20 protein-coding genes are annotated in these 19951 nt (G+C 63.6%); 8 read left to right on the plus strand and 12 right to left on the minus strand.

The window, feature by feature from the left end:
- The first annotated feature begins 19 nt into the window (after positions 1–19).
- The 3 genes from FJ546_RS01450 to FJ546_RS01460 all read left to right on the plus strand — a co-directional run bounded on the left by FJ546_RS01450 (position 20) and on the right by FJ546_RS01460 (position 2048).
- Positions 20–307 (plus strand): DUF1778 domain-containing protein, encoded by a 288-nt coding sequence (locus FJ546_RS01450; protein WP_140887501.1) that lies wholly within the window; start codon positions 20–22, stop codon positions 305–307.
- Entirely contained in the window at positions 304–807 is a 504-nt protein-coding gene (locus tag FJ546_RS01455; protein ID WP_140887503.1) for a GNAT family N-acetyltransferase, read from the plus strand. Before FJ546_RS01450 ends, FJ546_RS01455 begins: the two co-directional genes overlap by 4 nt.
- A gap of 128 nt (positions 808–935) precedes the next feature.
- Positions 936–2048: a glycoside hydrolase family 25 protein gene (locus tag FJ546_RS01460; protein ID WP_140888032.1), complete on the plus strand. Its 1113-nt coding sequence runs from the start codon at positions 936–938 to the stop codon at positions 2046–2048.
- A 17-nt stretch (positions 2049–2065) separates the two neighbouring features.
- On the opposite strand, the gene purD is transcribed toward FJ546_RS01460, so the two are convergent.
- Positions 2066–3343: a phosphoribosylamine--glycine ligase gene (gene purD / locus FJ546_RS01465; RefSeq protein ID WP_140887504.1), complete on the minus strand. Its 1278-nt coding sequence runs from the start codon at positions 3341–3343 to the stop codon at positions 2066–2068.
- A 153-nt stretch (positions 3344–3496) separates the two neighbouring features.
- Positions 3497–4318, minus strand: a complete 822-nt coding sequence (locus FJ546_RS01470) for a phytanoyl-CoA dioxygenase family protein (protein WP_140887506.1) — start codon at positions 4316–4318, stop codon at positions 3497–3499.
- 90 nt (positions 4319–4408) lie between these two features.
- On the opposite strand from FJ546_RS01470, the gene FJ546_RS01475 reads away from it, so the two are divergent.
- Both FJ546_RS01475 and ubiA read left to right on the plus strand, forming a co-directional pair.
- The gene (locus tag FJ546_RS01475; RefSeq protein ID WP_140887507.1) at positions 4409–5320 is read left to right on the plus strand and encodes a LysR family transcriptional regulator; all 912 of its coding nucleotides are present in this window, start codon (positions 4409–4411) and stop codon (positions 5318–5320) included.
- Between the two features lie 68 nt (positions 5321–5388).
- The gene (ubiA, locus tag FJ546_RS01480; protein ID WP_181167806.1) at positions 5389–6372 is read left to right on the plus strand and encodes a 4-hydroxybenzoate octaprenyltransferase; all 984 of its coding nucleotides are present in this window, start codon (positions 5389–5391) and stop codon (positions 6370–6372) included.
- A 32-nt stretch (positions 6373–6404) separates the two neighbouring features.
- On the opposite strand, the gene FJ546_RS01485 is transcribed toward ubiA, so the two are convergent.
- The 3 genes from FJ546_RS01485 to FJ546_RS01495 form a co-directional block, all read right to left on the minus strand.
- On the minus strand, positions 6405–6971 hold the full coding sequence (locus FJ546_RS01485) for a DUF6101 family protein (RefSeq protein WP_140887510.1): 567 nt from the start codon (positions 6969–6971) through the stop codon (positions 6405–6407).
- A 184-nt stretch (positions 6972–7155) separates the two neighbouring features.
- Entirely contained in the window at positions 7156–8586 is a 1431-nt protein-coding gene (locus FJ546_RS01490; protein WP_140887512.1) for an FAD-binding oxidoreductase, read from the minus strand.
- A 9-nt stretch (positions 8587–8595) separates the two neighbouring features.
- On the minus strand, positions 8596–9570 hold the full coding sequence (locus FJ546_RS01495) for an L-threonylcarbamoyladenylate synthase (protein ID WP_181167771.1): 975 nt from the start codon (positions 9568–9570) through the stop codon (positions 8596–8598).
- Between the two features lie 162 nt (positions 9571–9732).
- On the opposite strand from FJ546_RS01495, the gene FJ546_RS01500 reads away from it, so the two are divergent.
- A complete protein-coding gene (locus tag FJ546_RS01500; RefSeq protein WP_140887515.1) occupies positions 9733–10173 on the plus strand; it encodes a hypothetical protein in 441 nt (146 codons plus the stop codon).
- Between the two features lie 178 nt (positions 10174–10351).
- Positions 10352–10741 (plus strand): hypothetical protein, encoded by a 390-nt coding sequence (locus tag FJ546_RS01505; protein ID WP_140887517.1) that lies wholly within the window; start codon positions 10352–10354, stop codon positions 10739–10741.
- Positions 10742–10978: 237 nt separating this feature from the next.
- Here FJ546_RS01505 and FJ546_RS01510 read toward each other — a convergent pair whose 3' ends face one another.
- The 3 genes from FJ546_RS01510 to FJ546_RS01520 form a co-directional block, all read right to left on the minus strand.
- Positions 10979–11293, minus strand: coding sequence for an ATPase (locus FJ546_RS01510; RefSeq protein ID WP_140887518.1), 315 nt, complete (start codon positions 11291–11293; stop codon positions 10979–10981).
- 196 nt (positions 11294–11489) lie between these two features.
- Positions 11490–13868, minus strand: coding sequence for a glycine--tRNA ligase subunit beta (gene glyS / locus FJ546_RS01515; protein ID WP_140887520.1), 2379 nt, complete (start codon positions 13866–13868; stop codon positions 11490–11492).
- A 434-nt stretch (positions 13869–14302) separates the two neighbouring features.
- Positions 14303–15223 carry a glycine--tRNA ligase subunit alpha gene (locus FJ546_RS01520; protein WP_179297852.1) on the minus strand — a complete coding sequence of 307 codons (921 nt, stop codon included), beginning with the start codon at positions 15221–15223 and terminating at the stop codon, positions 14303–14305.
- Between the two features lie 289 nt (positions 15224–15512).
- On the opposite strand from FJ546_RS01520, the gene FJ546_RS01525 reads away from it, so the two are divergent.
- Positions 15513–15974: a GNAT family N-acetyltransferase gene (locus FJ546_RS01525; RefSeq protein ID WP_140887522.1), complete on the plus strand. Its 462-nt coding sequence runs from the start codon at positions 15513–15515 to the stop codon at positions 15972–15974.
- A 69-nt stretch (positions 15975–16043) separates the two neighbouring features.
- Here FJ546_RS01525 and FJ546_RS01530 read toward each other — a convergent pair whose 3' ends face one another.
- From FJ546_RS01530 to FJ546_RS01545, 4 genes are all read right to left on the minus strand, one after another.
- Entirely contained in the window at positions 16044–17819 is a 1776-nt protein-coding gene (locus FJ546_RS01530) for a tetratricopeptide repeat protein (RefSeq protein WP_140887523.1), read from the minus strand.
- Between the two features lie 183 nt (positions 17820–18002).
- Positions 18003–18440, minus strand: coding sequence for a DUF1284 domain-containing protein (locus FJ546_RS01535; protein WP_140887525.1), 438 nt, complete (start codon positions 18438–18440; stop codon positions 18003–18005).
- On the minus strand, positions 18437–19030 hold the full coding sequence (locus tag FJ546_RS01540; RefSeq protein ID WP_140887526.1) for a biotin transporter BioY: 594 nt from the start codon (positions 19028–19030) through the stop codon (positions 18437–18439). The genes FJ546_RS01535 and FJ546_RS01540 overlap by 4 nt, the downstream gene beginning before the upstream one ends.
- Positions 19031–19217: 187 nt before the next feature.
- Positions 19218–19886 (minus strand): GntR family transcriptional regulator, encoded by a 669-nt coding sequence (locus tag FJ546_RS01545; RefSeq protein ID WP_095771071.1) that lies wholly within the window; start codon positions 19884–19886, stop codon positions 19218–19220.
- Positions 19887–19951 lie beyond the last annotated feature (65 nt).

Consider the following 19951-nt stretch of genomic DNA (forward strand, 5'->3'; position numbering starts at 1 on the left):
CGCGCTGGAGGTGATAGCGATGACAAGCCAACCGACTCGTACCGCCCGTCTCGAAGCTCGGATCTCACCGGATATGCTGAGTGTGGTGAAACGCGCCGCCGAAATCCAGGGCCGAAGCGTCAGCGACTTCGTGGTCTCCGCAGCGCAGGAAGCTGCACAGCGTACCATTGAGGAGACGGCTATCATCCGCCTTTCCATCGAGGATCAGCGCGCTCTGGTAGAGGCCATTCTCAATCCGCCCGAACCCAACGAAGCGCTGCGCAAAGCCGCCGACGCCTACAAGCGACTTGTCGTCCAATCCCGGTGAGTCTCGACCTGATCATCGAGCCGCTGGGCGGGTCGCATGATCGTAAGGCATTCAGCTGCGGCGTGGCGGCACTCGACCACTATCTACGCGAGCAGGCGAGCCAGGACGTCAAACGCCGAATCAGCAACTGCTTCGTCGCTGCAGAACGTGACGTCGATCTGATTGCCGGATATTACACTCTGGCAGCATCGAGTGTGCCTATCGCTTCTCTGCCGAACGACCTGACAAAACGCCTACCGCGCTATCCAGTTCTGCCCGCCATATTGATCGAGAGATTGGCGGTCGATACCCGATATCAAGGACAACGAGTTGGATCGATACTGATCGTGGACGCGCTTCGGCGCTGCGCCCAAGCTGCTCCCGCCTCCTTCGCGCTGATCGTCGACGCCAAGGACGACAAGGCTGCCGCTTTTTATCGCAAGCATGGTTTCACGCCATTTCAAGGCCGCCCGTTGTCGATGTTCCTGTCTGTAGCAACGGCATTGAAGCTGTTCGGCTGACTCACCGCATTGCCTCGAAAGCACTTCCTTAACCATGGCGGTTCACCATCGGTGTTTGATCAACGGGGATCCCCTGTTTGAAAACGCCGGCGCACCTTCTTCGCCGCTCAGCGATCGCTCTTGCGGCGATGATGGCGCTGATATCGGCGGCAAAGGCTTCGGATTTCTCCGAGCCGTGGAAGAACGCCGACCGCGCGCTGGTCGTCGACGCCTATGAGTACAATTCCATCGACTGGGCGCAGCTTGCCACCGACAAGCGCATCGTCGCCTTCATCAACAAGGCCTCCGACGGCATGCCGCCGCCCTATTTCTGTTTCGGCAGCGACACCGACGTGAAGCTCTGCAAGGCGCTGTGGAAGCGCCATGCGGTGACGCGCGAACTGTTTCAGACGCGAAGGGTCGTGGCCAAGGCGCTCGGCATGAAATGGGGCGCCTATCATCTCGCCCGCCCTGGCAATCCGGTCGAGCAGGCCAATAATTTCCTCGATTTCGCCGCTCCCGCGCCGGACGATCTCATGGCGCTCGACATAGAGGGCATCGATCCCTCGCAATGGATGTCGCTCGACGATGCCGAGGAGTTCGTGCGCCAGGTGCATCGGCGCATCGGCCGCTTCCCGGTGCTCTACACCAACGGCAAGACCGCGCAGTATATCGCCGACAATCGCTACAAATACCGGCTCTTGTCGCGGCTGCCGCTTTGGTACGCGCGCTACAAGCCTGATATCGACGTGCATTTCCCGATGGGCAACTGGCAGGGCTACGCGCTCTGGCAATTTTCCGCGCAAGCCAATTGCGGCCGCTTCCGCTGCCCCTACAGGGTGGCCGGCACGCCCAACAATATCGATGTCAACGTCGTGCCGACGGATGCCGCCACGCTGCGCCAGCAATGGCCCTTTGGCGGGCTCATCGACGTGCCATCAGACTACCTTGCCAGCGTGCCGGTGCCGCTCTCGCGCCAAGCAGCGCTCGCCGGCAAGACCACCCTCATCTATGCGGATGTGGCAACCCCGCCGACTTTCGAGGAAATGGTCGCGGTGCTCGGTTCGCGCTGGTCCAAATTCCGCGACGGGTTCCGCATGCCCGTGGTGAAGACGGTGCCGGGCAGGCCGGGCTTCGGCATCGTTCAATACGTCGCCTGGAAGCGGACCGGGCAACGCTCAGCCGAACAGTTGGACGCCGCCCTTGCCGCGGCCGACCCGGTCAGCACCGGTTCGACCGAGATCGATCGCGGTCAGCCGTAGGCCGCCGCTCCGAAATCTCAGCTCGCCCGCTCGCGCGCCACGGCCTGCCAGCCGATGTCGCGGCGGCAGAATCCGTCCGGCCAGTCGATCCGGTCGAGCGCGGCATAGGCCCGCGCCTGCGCCTCGCCGACCGTGGCGCCGGTCGCGGTGACATTGAGGACGCGGCCGCCATTGGCGACCAGCGCGCCGCCATTGATGGCGGTGCCGGCGTGGAAGATCTGGACGCCTTCGCCTGCCGCCTGCTCGACGCCGCGGATGACCGACCCCTTTTCCGGCGTGCCGGGATAACCCCGCGCCGCCATCACCACGGTGAGTGCCGCCTCATCGCGCCAGCGTATGGACGTGTGCGCCAGCTGACCGTCGACAGCGGCATTGAGCAGCACCAGCAGGTCGTCCTTCAGCCGCATCATCAGCACCTGGCACTCGGGATCGCCGAAACGGGTGTTGTATTCGATCAGCTTCGGCCCCTTGTCGGTGATCATCAGCCCGGCGAAGAGAATGCCGGCGAAGGGCGCGCCAAGCTCGGCCATGCCGCGCATGGTCGGCTCGATGATCATGCGCATGGTGAGTTCGACCATCTCAGACGTCATCACCAGCGCCGGCGAATAGGCGCCCATGCCGCCGGTGTTGGGGCCGACATCGCCGTCGCCGACACGCTTGTGGTCCTGTGCCGTGCCGAAAGGAAGTGCCGTGGTACCGTCGCAGAGGCAGAAGAAGCTGGCCTCCTCGCCGGTCATGAATTCCTCGATCACCACCTCCGCTCCGGCGGCGCCGAAGGAGCCCTCGAAACAGGCATCGAGCGCCGCCCGTGCTTCATCCAGCGTCATGGCGACGGTGACACCCTTGCCGGCGGCGAGCCCATCGGCCTTGATGACGATCGGCGCACCCGTCTTTTCGACATAGGCCTTGGCCGAGGCCAGATCGTTGAAACGGCCATAGGCGGCAGTGGGGATATCGTATCGGGCGCAGAGGTCCTTGGTGAAACCCTTGGAGCCTTCCAACCGCGCCGCAGCCTTCGAAGGCCCGAAGACGCGGATGTTTTCGGCGCGCAAATCGTCCGCGATACCGGCGACAAGCGGCCCTTCCGGTCCGACGACGACGAGGTCGATTTTCTTCTCCCGGCAGAACGCGGTCACGGCGGCGTGGTCGGTGATGTCAAGCTTCACCAGTTCAGCCTCAGCACCGATGCCCGGATTGCCGGGGGCCGCGTAAAGCTTGGTCAGCAGCGGCGAGGCGGCGATCTTCCAGGCAAGCGCATGTTCGCGGCCGCCGGAGCCCAGAAGAAGAACGTTCATGGCCACCTCTTGATGCAAACCCTGGAGAGCACCCGCTATTGCTCTCCGGGCGACGGGTCAAGGCATCAGGGTGTTTTGATCCGAATTGCGCACGGGAACGTTATCCCGGCCGAATATGGGCGCCGAATTCCGGCGCCCCTATTCTGGCCCGCTTCAGCCGGGAAAGACCACCGGGAACCAGTCCTCGCGCAGCCTCTCACCCGGCCGCATGCCATGGCCGTGATAGGGCGGCGAGGTGCGGCCCGGCCGCTCGACATAGTGGGCATCGTCGCCGACCCAGCGCAGCGACAGCGCCCGGCGCCGTGCCGCAGTCAAATTGCCGCGCGCGCCATGCGCGGTGCGGAAGTCGAACAGGATGGCGTCGCCCGGCTCCATCTCCCATTCCAGCACCTTCATCGACGGGTCCTTGTCGGGATCGGGCACCGGCAGGTAGTCGCCCTCGCCGGCATAGAAATTGCTGTCGTCGAGCCAGCGCACCGGCAGGATCATCTTGTCCCATTTGTGCGAGCCGGCGATCAGGCGCAGCGTCGCCTCCTTCACCGGGTCGATGGGGATCCAGAAGCTCACCGTCTGCCGGCCATCGACGAAGTAATAGGAGATGTCCTGATGCCAGGGCGTCGGCTTCTGCGTGCCGGGCTCCTTGACCAGAACGTGGTCGTGGAAGAACTGCGCGGTGCGCGACTGCATCACCGCCGCCGCCAGTTCGGCGGCCGGCGATTTCCGCACCACCTCGACGAATTCGGGAATGCGCTCCCAGTTGCAGTAATCGTCGAAGAAACTGCCGCGGCCATTGGCGATGTCGGACGCGGTGGCGCTGCGGTTCTGCATGTTGCGCTCGATGCCGGCGGCAATCGTGTCGACCCAGCCCTTGAAAGCGCCGCGGATACAGACCGCGCCATCACGCTGGTAGTCGGCAATCGTCTCCGCATCGATCAGGCCGGTGTCGATGGCGCGGGCGGCAGTCTGGGAAGCCATGGTGTCCTCCTTTCAGGATCGAGATGACTATCGCAACCCGCATTCATTCAGTAAAATAATAACTTCTCATCTGACACATAGAACAAGGCTATGGGCCTCAGCCTCACCCAATTGCGTTATCTGGTCGCTGTCGCCCGCCTCGGCAGCGTCACCGGCGCGGCCAGAGCACTGAACATTTCACAGCCCTCGATTTCGGTGGCGATCGACGCGGTCGAGAAGGATTTTGGCCAGAAACTGTTCGTGCGCCAGCGCGGCAGCGGTGTTTCGCTGACCTCCTTCGGCCGCGTCGTCGTGGCCAAGGCAAAACAGGTTCTTGCCGAGACCGACGAACTGATGAGCCTGGGTTCGGGCAATTCGGCCGTCGGCGGCGAGCTGGTGCTTGGATGTTTCGAGGATCTGGCGCCCTATTTCGCGCCACGTCTGATCCGCGCCTTTTCCGAACGCCATCCAGACGTCGCGGTGATCGTTCGCGACGAAACGTTCGAAACGCTCGGGCGGCGTCTGGCGGATGCCGCCATCGATCTCGGCCTCAGCTACGATCTTGGCCTGCCCGCGCATTTCGCCCGCATCCTGCTGCACGAGCTGCGGCCGCATGCATTGCTGCCGGCAGGTCATGCGCTGGTGGACTATCCCGAGGTCAGCCTGGCGGATCTGGCGGCCTATCCGCTGGTCACGACGGACCAGCCGCACAGCTGGCAGCACATGCTCGACCTGTTCCGTGGCCGTGGCCTCTCGCCGGTGGCCGACAGGGCGACAAGCTCGTTCGAGCTCCAGCGCAGCATGGTGGCGAACGGTTTTGGCGTCGCCGTCAGCTACACCCGCCCGCATGGCGACCGCAGCTATGATGGACTGCCCCTGATCTGCAAGCCGCTGTCGGATCCGCTGCCGATGCAACGCATCATCCTCACCTATGACACGCATCAGCGCGTGTCGAATGCGGCTTTGGCATTCATCGAGACGGCGAAAGACTGGTTTTCCACGCGCGACATCTTCACCTCCTGACAGGTTGACGGTCGCTGCTCATCCGCTTGCCGCTTGACGGTTTCCGCGGCTGCTGCCACTCCATGAACATGGAACCTATCCAGTCGAAAGCGGCCCAGGGCCGTGTTGCCGATGCGCCCAACGGCCATTGGGTCTACCGTGTGCTGCCGCGCGCGGTTTGGCCCTATGCGCAGCTCGCGCGATGGGACAGGCCGATCGGCTGGCAATTGCTTTTGTGGCCATGCTGGTGGTCGGCGGCGCTCGCGGCAAGCGCCTATCCGCGCCCCGGCGACCCGCTGCTCTCACTGCTGCCGGCGCCGTTGTATCTCGTGCTGTTCCTGGTCGGCGCCATCGCCATGCGCGGCGCCGGCTGCACCTATAACGACATCGTCGACGAAGGCATCGACAGCCAGGTTGAACGCACCCGCTCGCGACCGCTGCCATCGGGTCAGACCACGCGCCGTCGGGCCTGGCTGTTTCTTGTGCTGCAGGCCCTGGTCGGCCTTGTGGTGCTCCTGCAGTTCAACAGCTTCGCCGTTCTGCTCGGCATCTGCTCGCTGGTGATCGTCGCCATCTATCCATTCATGAAGCGGATAACCAACTGGCCGCAATTGTTTCTCGGCCTTGCCTTTTCCTGGGGTGCGCTGATGGGATGGGCGGTCGAGTTCGGCGATCTCGATGGCCCCGCCATCATGCTCTATATCGGCTCGATCCTGTGGGTGATCGGCTACGACACGATCTATGCGCACCAGGACAAGGAAGACGATGCCATTGTCGGCGTGCGTTCGACGGCGCGGCTGTTCGGCGACAACACCAAGTCGTGGCTGGCCGGACTTTACGGCGGCACGCTGATCTGCTTCGCCATCGCCTTCGCCTCGGCGCAGGCGCCGGTGGTGGCGCTCGCCGGATTGATCGCCGCCGGCGCCCACATGGCGCGGCAGATCGCGGTGCTGGACATTAACGATCCGGACCAATGCCTGCGGCTGTTCCGGTCGAACAACCAGGTCGGCTGGCTGATCTTCCTCGGCCTGATCGGTGGCGCGCTGTGGGTGGCGCTGAAGCCGCTGGTGTAGCGGCTTCAGGCAATTCCCGCGATCGGGGTTGTTCAGTCCCTCGAAATGATCTCCTGGCCGTCGATGACCAGCCTGAGACCGAGGTTGCCGGCCCTGCGGCGGGCGAGGAAGCGCGGGCGGCGCGTGTTGGAAACGCGGCCCTTGCGGCGATCCTGCGGCGGCAGCGTCTTGATGGCGGTGCCGAGCGATTCTTCCAGGGTGCGGGCGACGCCGTCCGATTCGATCAACAGCATCGGCAGGCGGTAGGCATCGGCCCAGGCGCGCCAGTCGGCGGCGACATCGTCGAGATCGTCGGCCACGAGCAGCGGCACCGACAGCATCGGATCATTGTGCAGGAGTTCCAGGGTCACCGTGACATTGCCTTCCGGATCCTCCATCGCGCGGGCGGCGACGCCGCGGAACGCATTGGCCGGCAGGGCGATGATTGCCGGCACGCCGCTCATCTCGAGCATGCGGCGGATCACGGCGCCACGGTGGTCGATGGTGAACGTCACGTCGCCATAATCGTCGCGCGTGGCGTAGCTGACCATCTGGGGCAGTCGGAATGGGTCGAGGCGCATGTTGCGTCCCGCCCAGACTGGCTTCAGTCCGGTGTTCATAGAGTGCCTTCCTGTCTGTCTCCTGAGAGCCGGCGTCCGGTTCTCTCCGGGCCAGTTTTCCCGGCCTCGTTATGGGGAAACAGTAGCGCCGGCTCCTTACCGCCGCGCTTAAGAAAGTCGGTTAAATTTTGCTGATCTCAGGGATGGTTATCGGAATGCCACCGACCACAAGATGTTGAAAGGATCAGATAACCTTACCAGGATTCATGATGCCGGCCGGATCGAAGGCAGCTTTTACCCGGCGCATCAGATCGATGGCCATCGGCGGCGCCGTGGCGATCAGTTCGTCACGCTTCAACTGGCCGATTCCATGCTCGGCCGAGATCGAACCGTGGAAGGAGCGCACGACATCGTGCACCGCCTTGTTCATGGGATGGTAGAGGGCGAGAAACGCATCGTCGTCGCCATCGACGGGCCGCGAGATGTTATAGTGGAGGTTGCCGTCGCCCATATGGCCGAAGCAGACCACGCGGGCGCCGGCACTGACCGACGCCACCGCGCCGGCCGCCTCTTCTATGAAGCGCGGGATCGATGCGATCGGCACCGAAATATCGTGCTTGATCGAGGCGCCCTCCGGCTTCTGGCATTCGGGCAGCGTCTCGCGGAAATTCCAGAAAGCGTCGCCCTGGGCAAGGCTTGCCGCAACAACCGCATCCCCAACGATGCCTTGCTCGAGACCATCCGCCAGCACTTCCTCGATCAGCGCCCGGCCATCGGCTTCCGAGCGGCCGGAGGACACCTGCATCAAGACATACCAGGGCCAGTCGTCGGCCAGCGGCCGCACGACACCTTGACCATGCCTGAGCGTGAAATCGTAGGGTCTCTTGCCGATCAATTCGAAGGCGGTGAGCGAAGCACCGGCGCGGTTCATCGCCAGGCTGAACAAAGATAGCGCCGCCTCGGGCGACGACAGGCCGACGAATGCGACCTCACGCCCCTTCGGCTTCGGGAACAGCTTCAGCACGGCGGCGGTGATGACGCCGAGCGTGCCTTCGGCACCGACGAACAGGTCCTTCAAATCGTAGCCGGTGTTGTCCTTCTTCAATTTGCGCAGATCGTCGAACACCTCGCCTGTCGGCAGCACCACTTCGACGCCGAGGCAGAGTTCGCGTGCATTGCCGTAGGCCAAAACACCGGTGCCGCCGGCATTGGAAGAAAGATTACCGCCGATCTGGCAGGAGCCTTGCGCGGCGAGCGACAGCGGAAACAGCCGGTCGGCGGCATCGGCCGCCTCCTGCAGCGTCTGCAGGATGACGCCAGCCTCCGCCGTCACCGTGTTGGACAGGACGTCGATCTCGCGGATGCGGTTCAGCCGCGACAAGGACAGGATGATCTCGCGGCCGGATTTGTCCGGCACCTGGGCGCCGACCAGCCCGGTGTTGCCGCTTTGCGGCACGATCGGCGTTCCGGTCTCGGTCGCCAGCCGCATGATGCGGCTGACCTCGTCGACGCTGCCCGGCCGCAATACCAGCGACGTCGCGCCATGCCAGAGCCCGCGCCGCTCGACGAGATAAGGCGCGATGTCCTGCTCGTCGCGCAGCGCGTATTTGTCACCCACGATCGCCGCAAAGCGGTCGATGAGAGCGGGAGCAAGTTTTTGCGAAATTTCGGTCATGCGGGAAAACTATGTTGTGGGCTGTGCATTGTCACGAGGGGCGGCCGCGCGAGCGAGCCGGTCGTTGATGGCCTCGCCAAGACCATCAACGGGGATCTTCTCGACAGCGATGGTGCGCGCGCCGCTGCGATCGAGTTCCTGCATATAGGCGAAAAGATTGCTTGCCGCTTCGCGCAAGTCACCCGATACGGACAGGTTGAGGAACGCGGCAGCATTGCGCCACCCTTCGGCCCGCTGGCCGCCGAAGGCAAGCAGTGCCTCGCCCTCGCCGACCATTCCAGCATTGAGCCGCATGGCAGCACCCGGCGCATAGTGCGAGGCGAGCATGCCCGGCGCCTCGACGCCCGCCCCTCCGCCGCGCAACAGTTCCATGCCGATGGCCGCCTCGATCTCCCCGGCGGCGATGCCGCCTGGCCGGAGCAGGCGCAGCCTTCCCCCTTCGGCCTTGACGATGGTCGATTCCAGCCCGACCGGCGTCGCGCCGCCATCGACCACGAGCTTGATGCGGGCGCCGAGATCGGCCGCCACCGCTTGCGCCGTCGTCGCGCTGATCCTGCCGGAGGAATTGGCGCTGGGCGCGGCAAGCGGCCGGCCAAGTTTTGCGATGAGGTCGCCGCCAAAGCCCCTCGGCATGCGCAAGGCGATCGTGTCGAGCCCGGCCGTGACCAGTGGATGGATGCCGTTGCCAGGCCGCTGCGGCAGCACCAGCGTCAGCGGACCCGGCCAGAACGCCTGTGCGAGTTTCTTCGACAGCGGATCAAACACGGCGATGCGCTCGGCCATGGCCATGTCGGCGACATGGGCGATCAGCGGATTGAAGCGCGGCCGCCCCTTGGCCTCGAAGATGCGTGCCACGCCGATGCCGTTGGTGGCATCGCCGGCAAGCCCGTAGACGGTTTCCGTCGGGATGGCGACGACATCGCCGCCCTGAAGCAAAGCCAGCGCCCGCTCCAGCGCCTCGCCGACGGCAAGTATCTCAGCCACTCTCGTCACCTCGCAGATGCCGGCTGCGTAGTACGATGGCGGCTGTTGGGCAAGAGAGGGTCTTGGCGATTTATCAATCCCTAAAATGCTATGTTTCCGCGAAAGCCGGCATCAATTCCGGCCTGCTATTGAGCAGCTTCTGGGCAAAGGGGAGCTATATCAATGTCCGTGCGCGTACTGCTGGGAATAACTCTGGCCACGATGGCCAGCGGAGTTCAGGCCTCGTCCCTGGTCTTTCCCGGCGCGCCGGCCGCGACGCCCTCCATCCTGACCCTGAAGGCGGCCGATATCAAGGCAAGCGATGTGGTGTCCGTCGTCGCGCTCGGCGAGCCCGACGTCACCTATGAGAAGGTGGCGGCGATCCCCAACGCGCCCGAGGCACGACACGGCTTCATGCCAAGCCCGATGATCATTCGCGGCGGCATCGTCGGCGGCGATTTCTCGACACCGACACAAACCAAGGCACCAGCCGCCACCACCGTCGCGGCTCCTGCTCCGGCCCAGGCGACCGCCTCGGCGGCTCCGGCGTCGGGCACGCAGAAGAAGCCGGCCGCACCGGCAGCCGCATCGGCGCCCGCTTCCAAGGTCGGCAAGGTCAAGTAGCCAGCCGGCAAACTGCCGGGCCGGTTCGTTGACAGCTTGACGGCGCCCTGCGCACCATTGTCGCGCGAGTTCGTGCCGGCATATCTTGCCGCTCGAAGCCGCAGCCTGAATTTGGTCGAGCGGTTCAGGGAGAAGGGGCGGCTCTGGCAGCCGGATTTTGTTTCAATGGGGGTTGATCATGAGACTATCCAAGACCGTAACCGTGGCCGGGCTTCTGCTGGCATCGCTGCTGGGCGCCGGTGCAGCGCAAGCCGATGACATGCTGGGATCCTACGTCGCGCGTATTTCCGATCGGGATCACCAGGCGAGCGACGGCTATGCGCTGGACAACGCCGCGCAGATGGTGCGGCAGGACCGCGCCAACTGGCACAAATTCCATCGCCGCGACAGCGACGATGAGGGTGATGCCTGGTTCAGGACCAACGACCAGCGCGCCGACCTGCAGCGCATGCTGGAGCGTCCCGGCGCGATGAGTTCGTCGACCAAGCGCGCCATCGTCAACGGCGAACCGCTGATCCAGGTCGACGTCTACGAGGACAGCGTGCGCGTCAGCATCCTGGAGAACTGACAAGCGTCCGGGAAGATGACAAAAGGGCGGCGCCGATGCGCCGCCCTCAGACTGCTGACAAACCTCCGCACGTCTCGAAATCACCCAAGATTCACGGAACGTCTCAGATTCAGATCGCGAACAAACCGGAATCAAAACCCCTCGATTTTGACTGCTGTCAAAAACCGAGGGGTTTGTAATCAATCTGAGGGCGGCGCCGATGCGCCGCCCTCTTTTCGACAGAGCCGGATTGAAATCTCAGGCCGCTTCTTCCTTGTCGTCCTCGTCTTCTTCGGACTCGCCGTCTTCGGATTCTTCTTCTTCGTCTTCGGCGTCGTCGCCTTCCGCCTTCACGGCGTCATCGGCGTCGTTCTCGTCAGACTCTTCGCCATCTTCGTCGTCGCCTTCTTCCTCGTCGCCATCTTCTTCGTCGCCATCCTCGTCGTCAGAGTGATCGGCGGCTTCGACCGCCGTGGAAGCGGCATGGTCGAGGGCGGTTTCGGAAGCGGATTCAAGCGCCTCGGCGACGGCCGAGGTTTCTTCAGTCACTTCGATGTCGTGATCGGAATTCATGGAAGCCTCCGTTGGGTTGGGGAACATGTCCCTTTTGCCACGCAGAGATCATCGCCATATGACTGTAAGCCGGCTCGAACGGCCGGCTCGCAATTTTTTTCTCAGCCCTGCGGCCTTTTTGTCTGAGCATGATCTCTGGACAAACGGAAACCGTTTGTCCGAGAAAACCGGCACCCACTTTTCGGGATCATGCTAGTCAGCCGGCGATTTTCGAGAAATCCGCGACCTGACCGGTGGCCGCGCGGATGCGCGTGAGCAGCGCCAGACGGTTGGCTCGCACCGCCAGGTCTTCATCATTCACGAGAACACCTTCAAAGAATGAATCAACCGGTTCGCGCAACGCGCTAAGCGCCAGCATGGCGGCGGAAAAGTCTTCGTTTTGAATCGCTTCGCCGGCTTGCTTCTCGGCCTGATTCACCGCCGCAAACAGCAACTTCTCGGCATTTTCCTTGAACAAGGCCGGCTCAACGGTTTCGGCGACCGCTGTTTTCTTCTTCTCCTCGGCGGCCAGGATGTTGGCGGCGCGCTTGGTGCCGGCGAGCAGGTTCTTGCCGTCCTCGGTGTCGAGGAAGGAGCCCAGCGCCTCGACGCGGCGGACGATCTGCAGGAGATCGTCGGACCGTGGCGTGATGACGGCATCGATGAGATCGTGGCGAGCGCCCTGGTCGCGGAGGTAGACCTTGAGGCGGTCGTGGAAGAAGGCGAGGAGGTCATCGACAAACGGAGCCAGCGAGGCTTGCATTTCCATCATACGCTGCCCATCGAAGAATTCGCTCTCCGGATCGGTGGCCTCGAATGTTTCGGATACGGCCCTGTCGAGGCCGTTCCTCACCAGGTCGGCAATAAGTCCCGCTTCCGGCAACAGACGGCTCTCGCCTCTGTAGTCTTTAATCCGGGCATCCAGCATTGCCACGGCGCCCCGGCTCTCAGCGCTTTCGCCCAAGCTCTCATAGGCATCAAGTGCGGCCGCGACCGTCGCGGCAATCGCGGTACCGACGGCGAGCTTGATCTTGTTTTCGAGGACAATCCTCACCACGCCCAGCGCGGCCCTCCGCAGTGCGTAGGGGTCCTTGGATCCGGTCGGCTTTTCGTCGATGGCCCAGAAGCCGACCAGCGTATCGAGCTTGTCGGCGAGCCCGACGGTGACCGACACCGGATCGCTCGGCACGTAGTCGGACGGACCCTGTGGTTTGTAATGCTCTTCGATGGCTGCGGCCACGGACTGATGCTCCCCCTGGAGCAGCGCGTATTTGCGGCCCATGGCGCCCTGCAATTCGGGGAACTCGCCGACGACTTCGGTGGTGAGATCGGCCTTGGCGAGAACCGCTGCGCGAGCGGCCAGCGCCGGGTCAGCACCGACGGTCGGCGCCAGTTCTTCGGCGAGTCGCCTGATGCGCTCCACCCGCTCGCCTTGCGTACCGAGCTTGGCGTGGAAGGTGACGCCGAGATGGTCGAGGCGGGCCATGCGCTGGTCGAGCGGCTTCTTCAGGTCGAGCCCGAATTTTTCCGCCGATGCCTCGAGTTCACCGAGATCGGGCAGATCGCCCTGGTCCGTGGTCCAGAAATAAAGCGCGTCGGAGAGGCGCGCGCGCACCACCTTGCCGTTACCGTGGGCAATCTCCTTGCCTCCGTCCCTGGCCTCGATATTTGCGGTGAGGATGAAGCGGTTGGAAAGTGTCTCGCCATCGCCTTGCGGCCGGGTGACAAAGCACTTCTGGTTGGCGCGGATGGTCAACCGGATCACTTCGGCCGGTATGGCGAGGAAATCCTGCTCGAACTCGCCCATCAGCACGACAGGCCATTCGACCAGCCCGGACACTTCTTCCAACAGCCCTTCGTCCTCGACCAGGTCGAGCCCGTTGGCGAAGGCAAGGTTGCGGGCGTCGGCAAGGATGATCTCCTTGCGCCGGTCGGCGTCGAGCACGACCTTTGCCGCTTCCAGCTTGCTCACATAATCGTCGAAGCGGCGCACGGTGATTTCGCCCGGCGCCAGGAAGCGGTGACCAAAGGTGATGTTGCCCGAACGGATGCCGTCGATCTCGAAATCGACCACGACAGGCTCCTCGGTTTCCGGGCCGAAGGTGCACAGGATCGATTGCAGCGGCCGCACCCAGCGCAGCGAGCCTGGCTTGGCCGAGGCCGGTCCCCAGCGCATCGATTTCGGCCAGGGGAAATTGCGGATAATGCCCGGCACCAGTTCCGCGATGATCTCTTCGGCCGCCCTGCCCGGCTTCGAAATGTGGGCGACATAGAAGTCGCCCTTTTTCGGGTCGGAATGGACATGCGCCTCGGCGACCGAGGACAGCCCTGCCTTGCGCAGGAACCCCTGGACCGCCTGCTCGGGCGCCGTCGTCGATGGTCCCTTGATCTCTTCGCGGATATCCTTCGAGCGCGCCGTCAGGCCCCTGATGTCGAGCGTCAGGCGCCGCGGCGTCCAGTATTCGCGCGCCGCCTCATAGGTCAGGCCCGCCTCGACCAGACCGTCGGTCAGCATCTTCTTGAGGTCACCCGCCGCCTTGCGCTGCATGCGGGCGGGAATTTCCTCGGAGCGAAGTTCTAGAAGCAGGTCAGGCATTGGGGTCAGCTCATGCGGGAGAGTGGTCCGGGCGGGGCATAGCAACTCGGCTGGCCGCTGTCACCCTTTCCAGAAATTTTGGCTGCCCTGTCGGGACACGGCGCCCCAGTCCGTCCTTGGATCAAAGATTTCCATGAACCGAACGCAGCGCTGAAGCGACCCACGCTCAGGCAGGGAACTATTGGCTGAACGACCATGAAAACGGCATCCAGACTTCTGCAGATCCTCGCGCTCAGCGCCTGCTTCACGGCGCAGGTCCACGGCGCTTTCTCGATGCCGGGTGTTCGGCAGGCATTGCGGACAATGGCAGGCCCGAGCGGCCAGATCCTGTCACCGATCAACGCTTCCCTCGAGACGATGAGGTCTGCCTGAAGCAGAGCTTGGTTTTGGCGCAACTCCCCAGGGAAAATGCTACGCGCTTTTCCTGGAATTGCTCAGGCCGCCAATCCACCCGCCTGTGTCTTCAAAAACGCCTCGCCGCAGGCCTTCGCCAGATTGCGCACGCGCAGGATGTAGCTCTGCCGCTCGGTAACCGAGATCACGCCACGCGCGTCGAGCAGGTTGAAGACATGGCTGGCCTTGATGCACTGGTCGTAGGCCGGAAAGACCATCTTGTGCATCGGCAGATTGTCGTTCGACGCCGGCGCGCCGGCATCGAGCAGCGCCTTGCACTCGGCCTCGGCGTCTTCGAAATGCCTGAGCAGCATCGCCGTGTTGGCGTATTCGAAATTGTGGCGCGAATATTCCTGCTCGGCCTGCAGGAAGACATCGCCATAGGTGACCTTGTCGGCGCCTTCGCGGCCGTTGAAGTTGAGGTCGTAGACATTGTCGACGCCCTGCACATACATGGCCAGCCGCTCCAGCCCGTAGGTCAGTTCGCCCGCCACCGGCGCGCATTCGATGCCGCAGACCTGCTGGAAATAGGTGAACTGCGAGACTTCCATGCCGTCGCACCAGCATTCCCAGCCAAGCCCCCAGGCGCCGAGCGTCGGGCTTTCCCAGTCGTCCTCGACGAAGCGGATGTCATGCAGCAGCGGATCGACGCCGATTGCCGCCAGCGAGCCGAGATAGAGCTCCTGCAGGTTCGGCGGGTTCGGCTTCAGGATCACCTGGTACTGGTAATAATGCTGCAGCCGGTTCGGGTTCTCGCCATAGCGGCCATCCTTGGGGCGGCGCGAGGGCTGGACATAGGCGGCGTTCCAGCGCTTCGGCCCGAGCGCGCGCAGCGTCGTTGCCGGATGAAACGTGCCGGCGCCGACCTCCATGTCGTAGGGCTGCAGGATGACGCAACCATAGGCCGCCCAGTAATTGTGCAAGGTCAGGATCAGCCCCTGGAACGAGCGGCTGGGGTGCATATGGGCAGGGATTTCAATCGTCACGGGTGGCCTCGACATCAAAGGCTGGAGCCTGTCCTCGAGCATGATCTGTTCCGAAAACCGGTATCCACTTTTCGGGATCATGCACTTGCCGGCCCGTCCTAGAGACACGGCGGCGAAGCGTCAAGCAAGGGGCGCGCCGGACGCGAGCCGCCATGAGTATGCCGCGCGGTGTTGAAGACTTTGCCGTGGACTGGCCCATTGCCGACCTTGGGAGCCTGCGGTCTGTTCGTCCCTACAGCCCACATCAACGACCACAGGTCCAGCCATGCCCAGCTCCATCATCGTCCGCCCGGTCACGCGACAGGATTACGAGCAATGGCTGCCGCTGTGGGACGGCTACAACGCATTTTATGGCCGCGCCGGCGAGACGGCGCTGGCAAACGAGATCACAGCGATGACGTGGTCGCGCTTCTTCGACGCCTATGAACCGGTCCATGCGCTGGTGGCAGAAAGCCGGGGACAGCTCCTCGGCCTCGTGCACTATCTCTTTCACCGCAGCACGACGGCGATCGCGCCGAACTGTTATCTGCAGGATCTTTTCACCACGCAGGCTTCGCGTGGCAAAGGCATCGGCCGGGCGCTGATCGAAGGCGTCTATGAGCGCGCGCAGTCCGCCGGCACCGGACGGGTGTATTGGCTGACGCACGAAACCAATCAGACCGCGATGAAACTCTATGACAAGGTCGGCGAACGCTCCGGCTTCGTCGTCTACCGGAAGCTGTTTTGAGGGCTGCGCGCCTCCAAACGAAAACGGGGCCCTCAAAGAAGCCCCGTTCGCATTCGAAAGTAGCCGATCTCACCCCTTCGGGACAGGCACCGGCTCGGGCTTGACCTTGGGGGTTTCCTGCGCCGTGTTGGATTCGATCGGCGGCAGGCCCTTCATCAGCTTCTGCTGCAAGGTGGCCAGCACGTCGGGATCGGGCTTCAGGTCACGCGCCTGGTTCCACTGGAAGGTGGCTTCCAACTTGCGGCCGACGCGCCAGTAGGCGTCGCCGAGATGGTCGTTGAGAACCGGATCTTCCGGCTTCAGCGATACGGCGCGTTCCATCTCGCGCACCGCGTCATCGAAGCGGCCAAGGCGGAAATAGGCCCAGCCCAGCGAATCCACGATGTAACCGTCGCTCGGCCTGAGGTCGACGGCCTTCTGGATCATCGCCAGCCCTTCCTTCAGGTTGGTGTTCATGTCGACCCAGGAATAGCCGAGATAGTTCAGCACCTGCGGCTGGTCCGGCTGCAGTTCCAGCGCCTTGCGGAAATTCGGTTCGGCCTTCGGCCATTCCTTCAGCCGCTCATAGGCGATGCCGCGCTGGTAGAAGATGTTCCAGTTGGCAGCGGTCGGCGTCTTCAGCGCCTCGACGGCCTTGTCGTAGAGGTTGGCGGCCGAGCGGAAATCCTCCTTGGAGGAATAGACCCCGCCAAGCGCCAGATAGGCGCGCATGTCGTTGGGATGAGCCTCGACGAAGGCCTTCAGATGGGTGATCGCCTCGTCATGACGGTCGAGATCGGCAAGGTTGAGGCCAAGCTGCAGATCAGAAAGCTCCTTCAGCGGCGAAGAATCGGGAATGCGCCGATAGAGCGCGATGGCGCCCTCGCCGTCCTTCAACTGCTCGGCGACGGCGGCGAGCTGCACGAGAGCCGCGTCGCTGTCGGGCCGCAGGGCGAGCGCATATTGCAGATAAAGGCGAACGAACGGCTCGCCGCCGCCCCGGTTGAGCGCGGTGGCGAGGTCGAGCAGGATTTCGGAAGCACCGTCGGACGGACCGGACACGAAGGGCGCGATCTTGTCGCCCTTGCTGATCCTGTCGCGCAAGGCAACGATTTCGAGCTTACCCGGCGAAAACGCCTCAGCCTGGTCGAGCACCGAGATCGCCTTGGCCTTGTCGCCTTTGCGGGCCAGGAACGAAGCATAGGCCTGCGCGTTGCGCATCCAAGTTTCGGGCGCGGCACCGCCGGCAGCGGTATCCTGCATCGTCGCGGCGTAGATCGCCTCGGCCTTTTCGGGCATGTTGGAGGCATCGGCGATCAGGGCGCGGTGGAAGGATTTGAACAGACCGAACCAGTCCGGGCCCTGAAGCTTGTCGATCGAAGCCATCGCGTCGCCGGCTTGGCCAGCACCCTGTTCGGCCCAGCCCGACATCACGCCGGAAATCAGCCGGTCAAGGTCGGATTCCAGTGACAGCTTTAGCCAGTACTGGGCCTTGGTGAAATCCTTCTTGTGGAAAGAATCGACGGCCAGCGCCAGGCGCGAGAAGCGCTCGACATCGGGCACTTCCTTGAGCTTGTCGGCATAGACCAGGGATTCGTCGAAGCGACCTTGCGCGATCAGCGACAGCATCAGGCTCTGCTGCAGGCCGGTGTCGCTCGGATTGAAGGCCAGGGCCTGCTTGTAGTAGGCGATGGCGCTGTCGAGGTCGTTGTCGCCTTCGGCGATCCGGGCTGCCAGATAGGCGCCCGAGAACGACGAGATCTTGACCGGTTCGGTGGATTGCTTGGCATAGGCCGGCAAAGCCGAAATCGCCATGCCCGTCACAATTGCCAGCCTTGTCAGCCAGCGCGCACGTCCTTGCTGCATCGTATCCCTTTCAGCCAGGCGCCATCTCCGCTTCAGCGGGATCGACGTAGACTCGATCTTTCCGGGCAAAGCATGGCCTTTTTGGGGTCGCGCTTCAATCCGCCTGAAATTCACAATCGAGGCAGCCGATTAACAAACCATGGCTGGAGGGGATTTTCGACCGCGGAAAAGCCGGCGTCAAGGTCAGCGCGGCACGATGGATTGCCGCACCTTCGTCTCGGCAAAGCCGCCAGCCGCTATCGCACCGCACAGCTCGTTCCATTCGCAGCCACCGCAAGCCTTGCGCACGCCGCCAACAGAAAACGCCTGTCGCAGCCGCGCCAGGATTGCCGCGTCGAGATCGAGGCGGACGCCGGGCTCGATTGGTCGGGCCAGAAGATCCCCGACATCGCGTGCGGCAAGCCGATCCCGCTCGATGACGCTGTCATTGCGGCAATGCGGCTCCGGCCCGTCGAGCAAAGGCGCGCAGACATCATCCGGGCCGGAAACAAGGAGAATGTCCTCGCCCCGGCTCAGGCGCTCCGCGATCGCGTCATAGTTGACGGTGAAGGCGGGGCTGTATCCCTTGCCCACATAGGTGAGCAGGCAAAGGAGATGATGGGCGCGCAGCCTGATCGTCACGGATTGGCCGGCTTCGCCTTGCCACGGGGGAGCGCCATGAGTGTCGCGGCACCAAGCGCCGACTTCAGCAAGCCGCCGACGATGAACGGCAGGAAGCCGAAGGTAATGGCCTTCTCAGTGCCGATCATGACGGCGAGCCATGCCGTGCCGAGCACCAGGCAGGCAAGATTGCCGAGCAGCATGGCGGCGAAGGCAAGCACCACCCTGTTGCCGTTCCAGCCGCGTTCGGCCAGCCAGCCGACCAGGGCGCCGGTGATCGGGAAGGCAAAGAGATAGCCACCGGTCGGCCCGACGAAATGCGCGATGCCGGCAGCACCCCCGGCCAGAACCGGAAAGCCGGCAGCGCCCTCGATTAGCCATGCCGCGATGGTGACCGCGCCAAGCCGCCAGCCATAGAGCGCGCCGATCAGCGTCACCGCGAAGGTCTGCATGGTCACGGGAACCGGCACCATCGGCACCTCGATGTAGGAAGACAGCGCCAGGAACAGCGTGCCGAGCACGACGGCTCCGACTTGCCAGGCGAGCGAGCGATCCTGCAGCCGAAGCGGGCTGAAGGACGGCGTACGGGGCGTGAATGCGATGTCTGACATGGGGGTCCCTTCGGTCGATTTGAAATTATAGATAATTTCTATTTTCGATCTATTATCGAATCCACATTTCTCACGACATAGCAAGCCTTCCCACGACAAAGAGCGTCTGAACTGCGTCGCGATGCGCTTCAGGCCATTGCTTTTTGAATGTCGCCCCAAATTGAGGGCCACTTTTGGGTGACGGGCATCAACCCACGATCGCGAAGGCTTCGCGCGTCGCGCCGGACGCCGTCCTGACCGGCTTGCGGCCGATCCACTGGACATGCCGCCCCAGCGTCGCCGCGGCCGATTCGGTGTTCCCCTGCCGCAAGGCGGTCAGGATCGCCCGATGGTCCTGGTCGGTGCGCGCCTCCCACTCCGAGCGCCACGCCGCGAACAGGAAGCGGGCGCTGGCGGCATGCAGATCGTCGATGGTGGCGAGCAGGCGCGGCATGCCGCAGGGCGCCAGGATCAGCCGGTGAAAGGCGCGGTTGGCTTCCTCCCAGGATCGGACGTCGCGGGATTTGTCGCCGGCCTTGGTCGCCTCCTCGGCAAGATCGAGAATGGCCGACGTCAGATGCGGCGCGGCGTGACGCAGCGCCAGCACTTCGAGCGCGGCCCGCATTTCGGCGACCTCCTTGACCTCGCCGAGATCAAAAGCCGCGACGCGCACGCCGCGGCGCGGTTCGCTGACGGCAAGGCCTTGCGCCTCCAGACGGCGGAAGGCCTCGCGCACGGGAACATGGCTGGTGTTGAATTCCTCGGCGACATGATCCTGGCGCAGCCGCGCCCCAGGCTCGATCGCGCCCGAGATGATGCGGTCCGCCAGCGCCTTGCTGATGCGCACCGCGATAGTGTCGTCCGTGCCCTTTGCCATGTTTTATAGATAATTTGCCGCAAGGCCGCTTGTCGAGACGACGAGGGCGTGTTCGCCATCGTTCT

It is taken from the genome of Mesorhizobium sp. B2-4-19 (assembly GCF_006441315.1).
Lineage (GTDB): Bacteria > Pseudomonadota > Alphaproteobacteria > Rhizobiales > Rhizobiaceae > Mesorhizobium.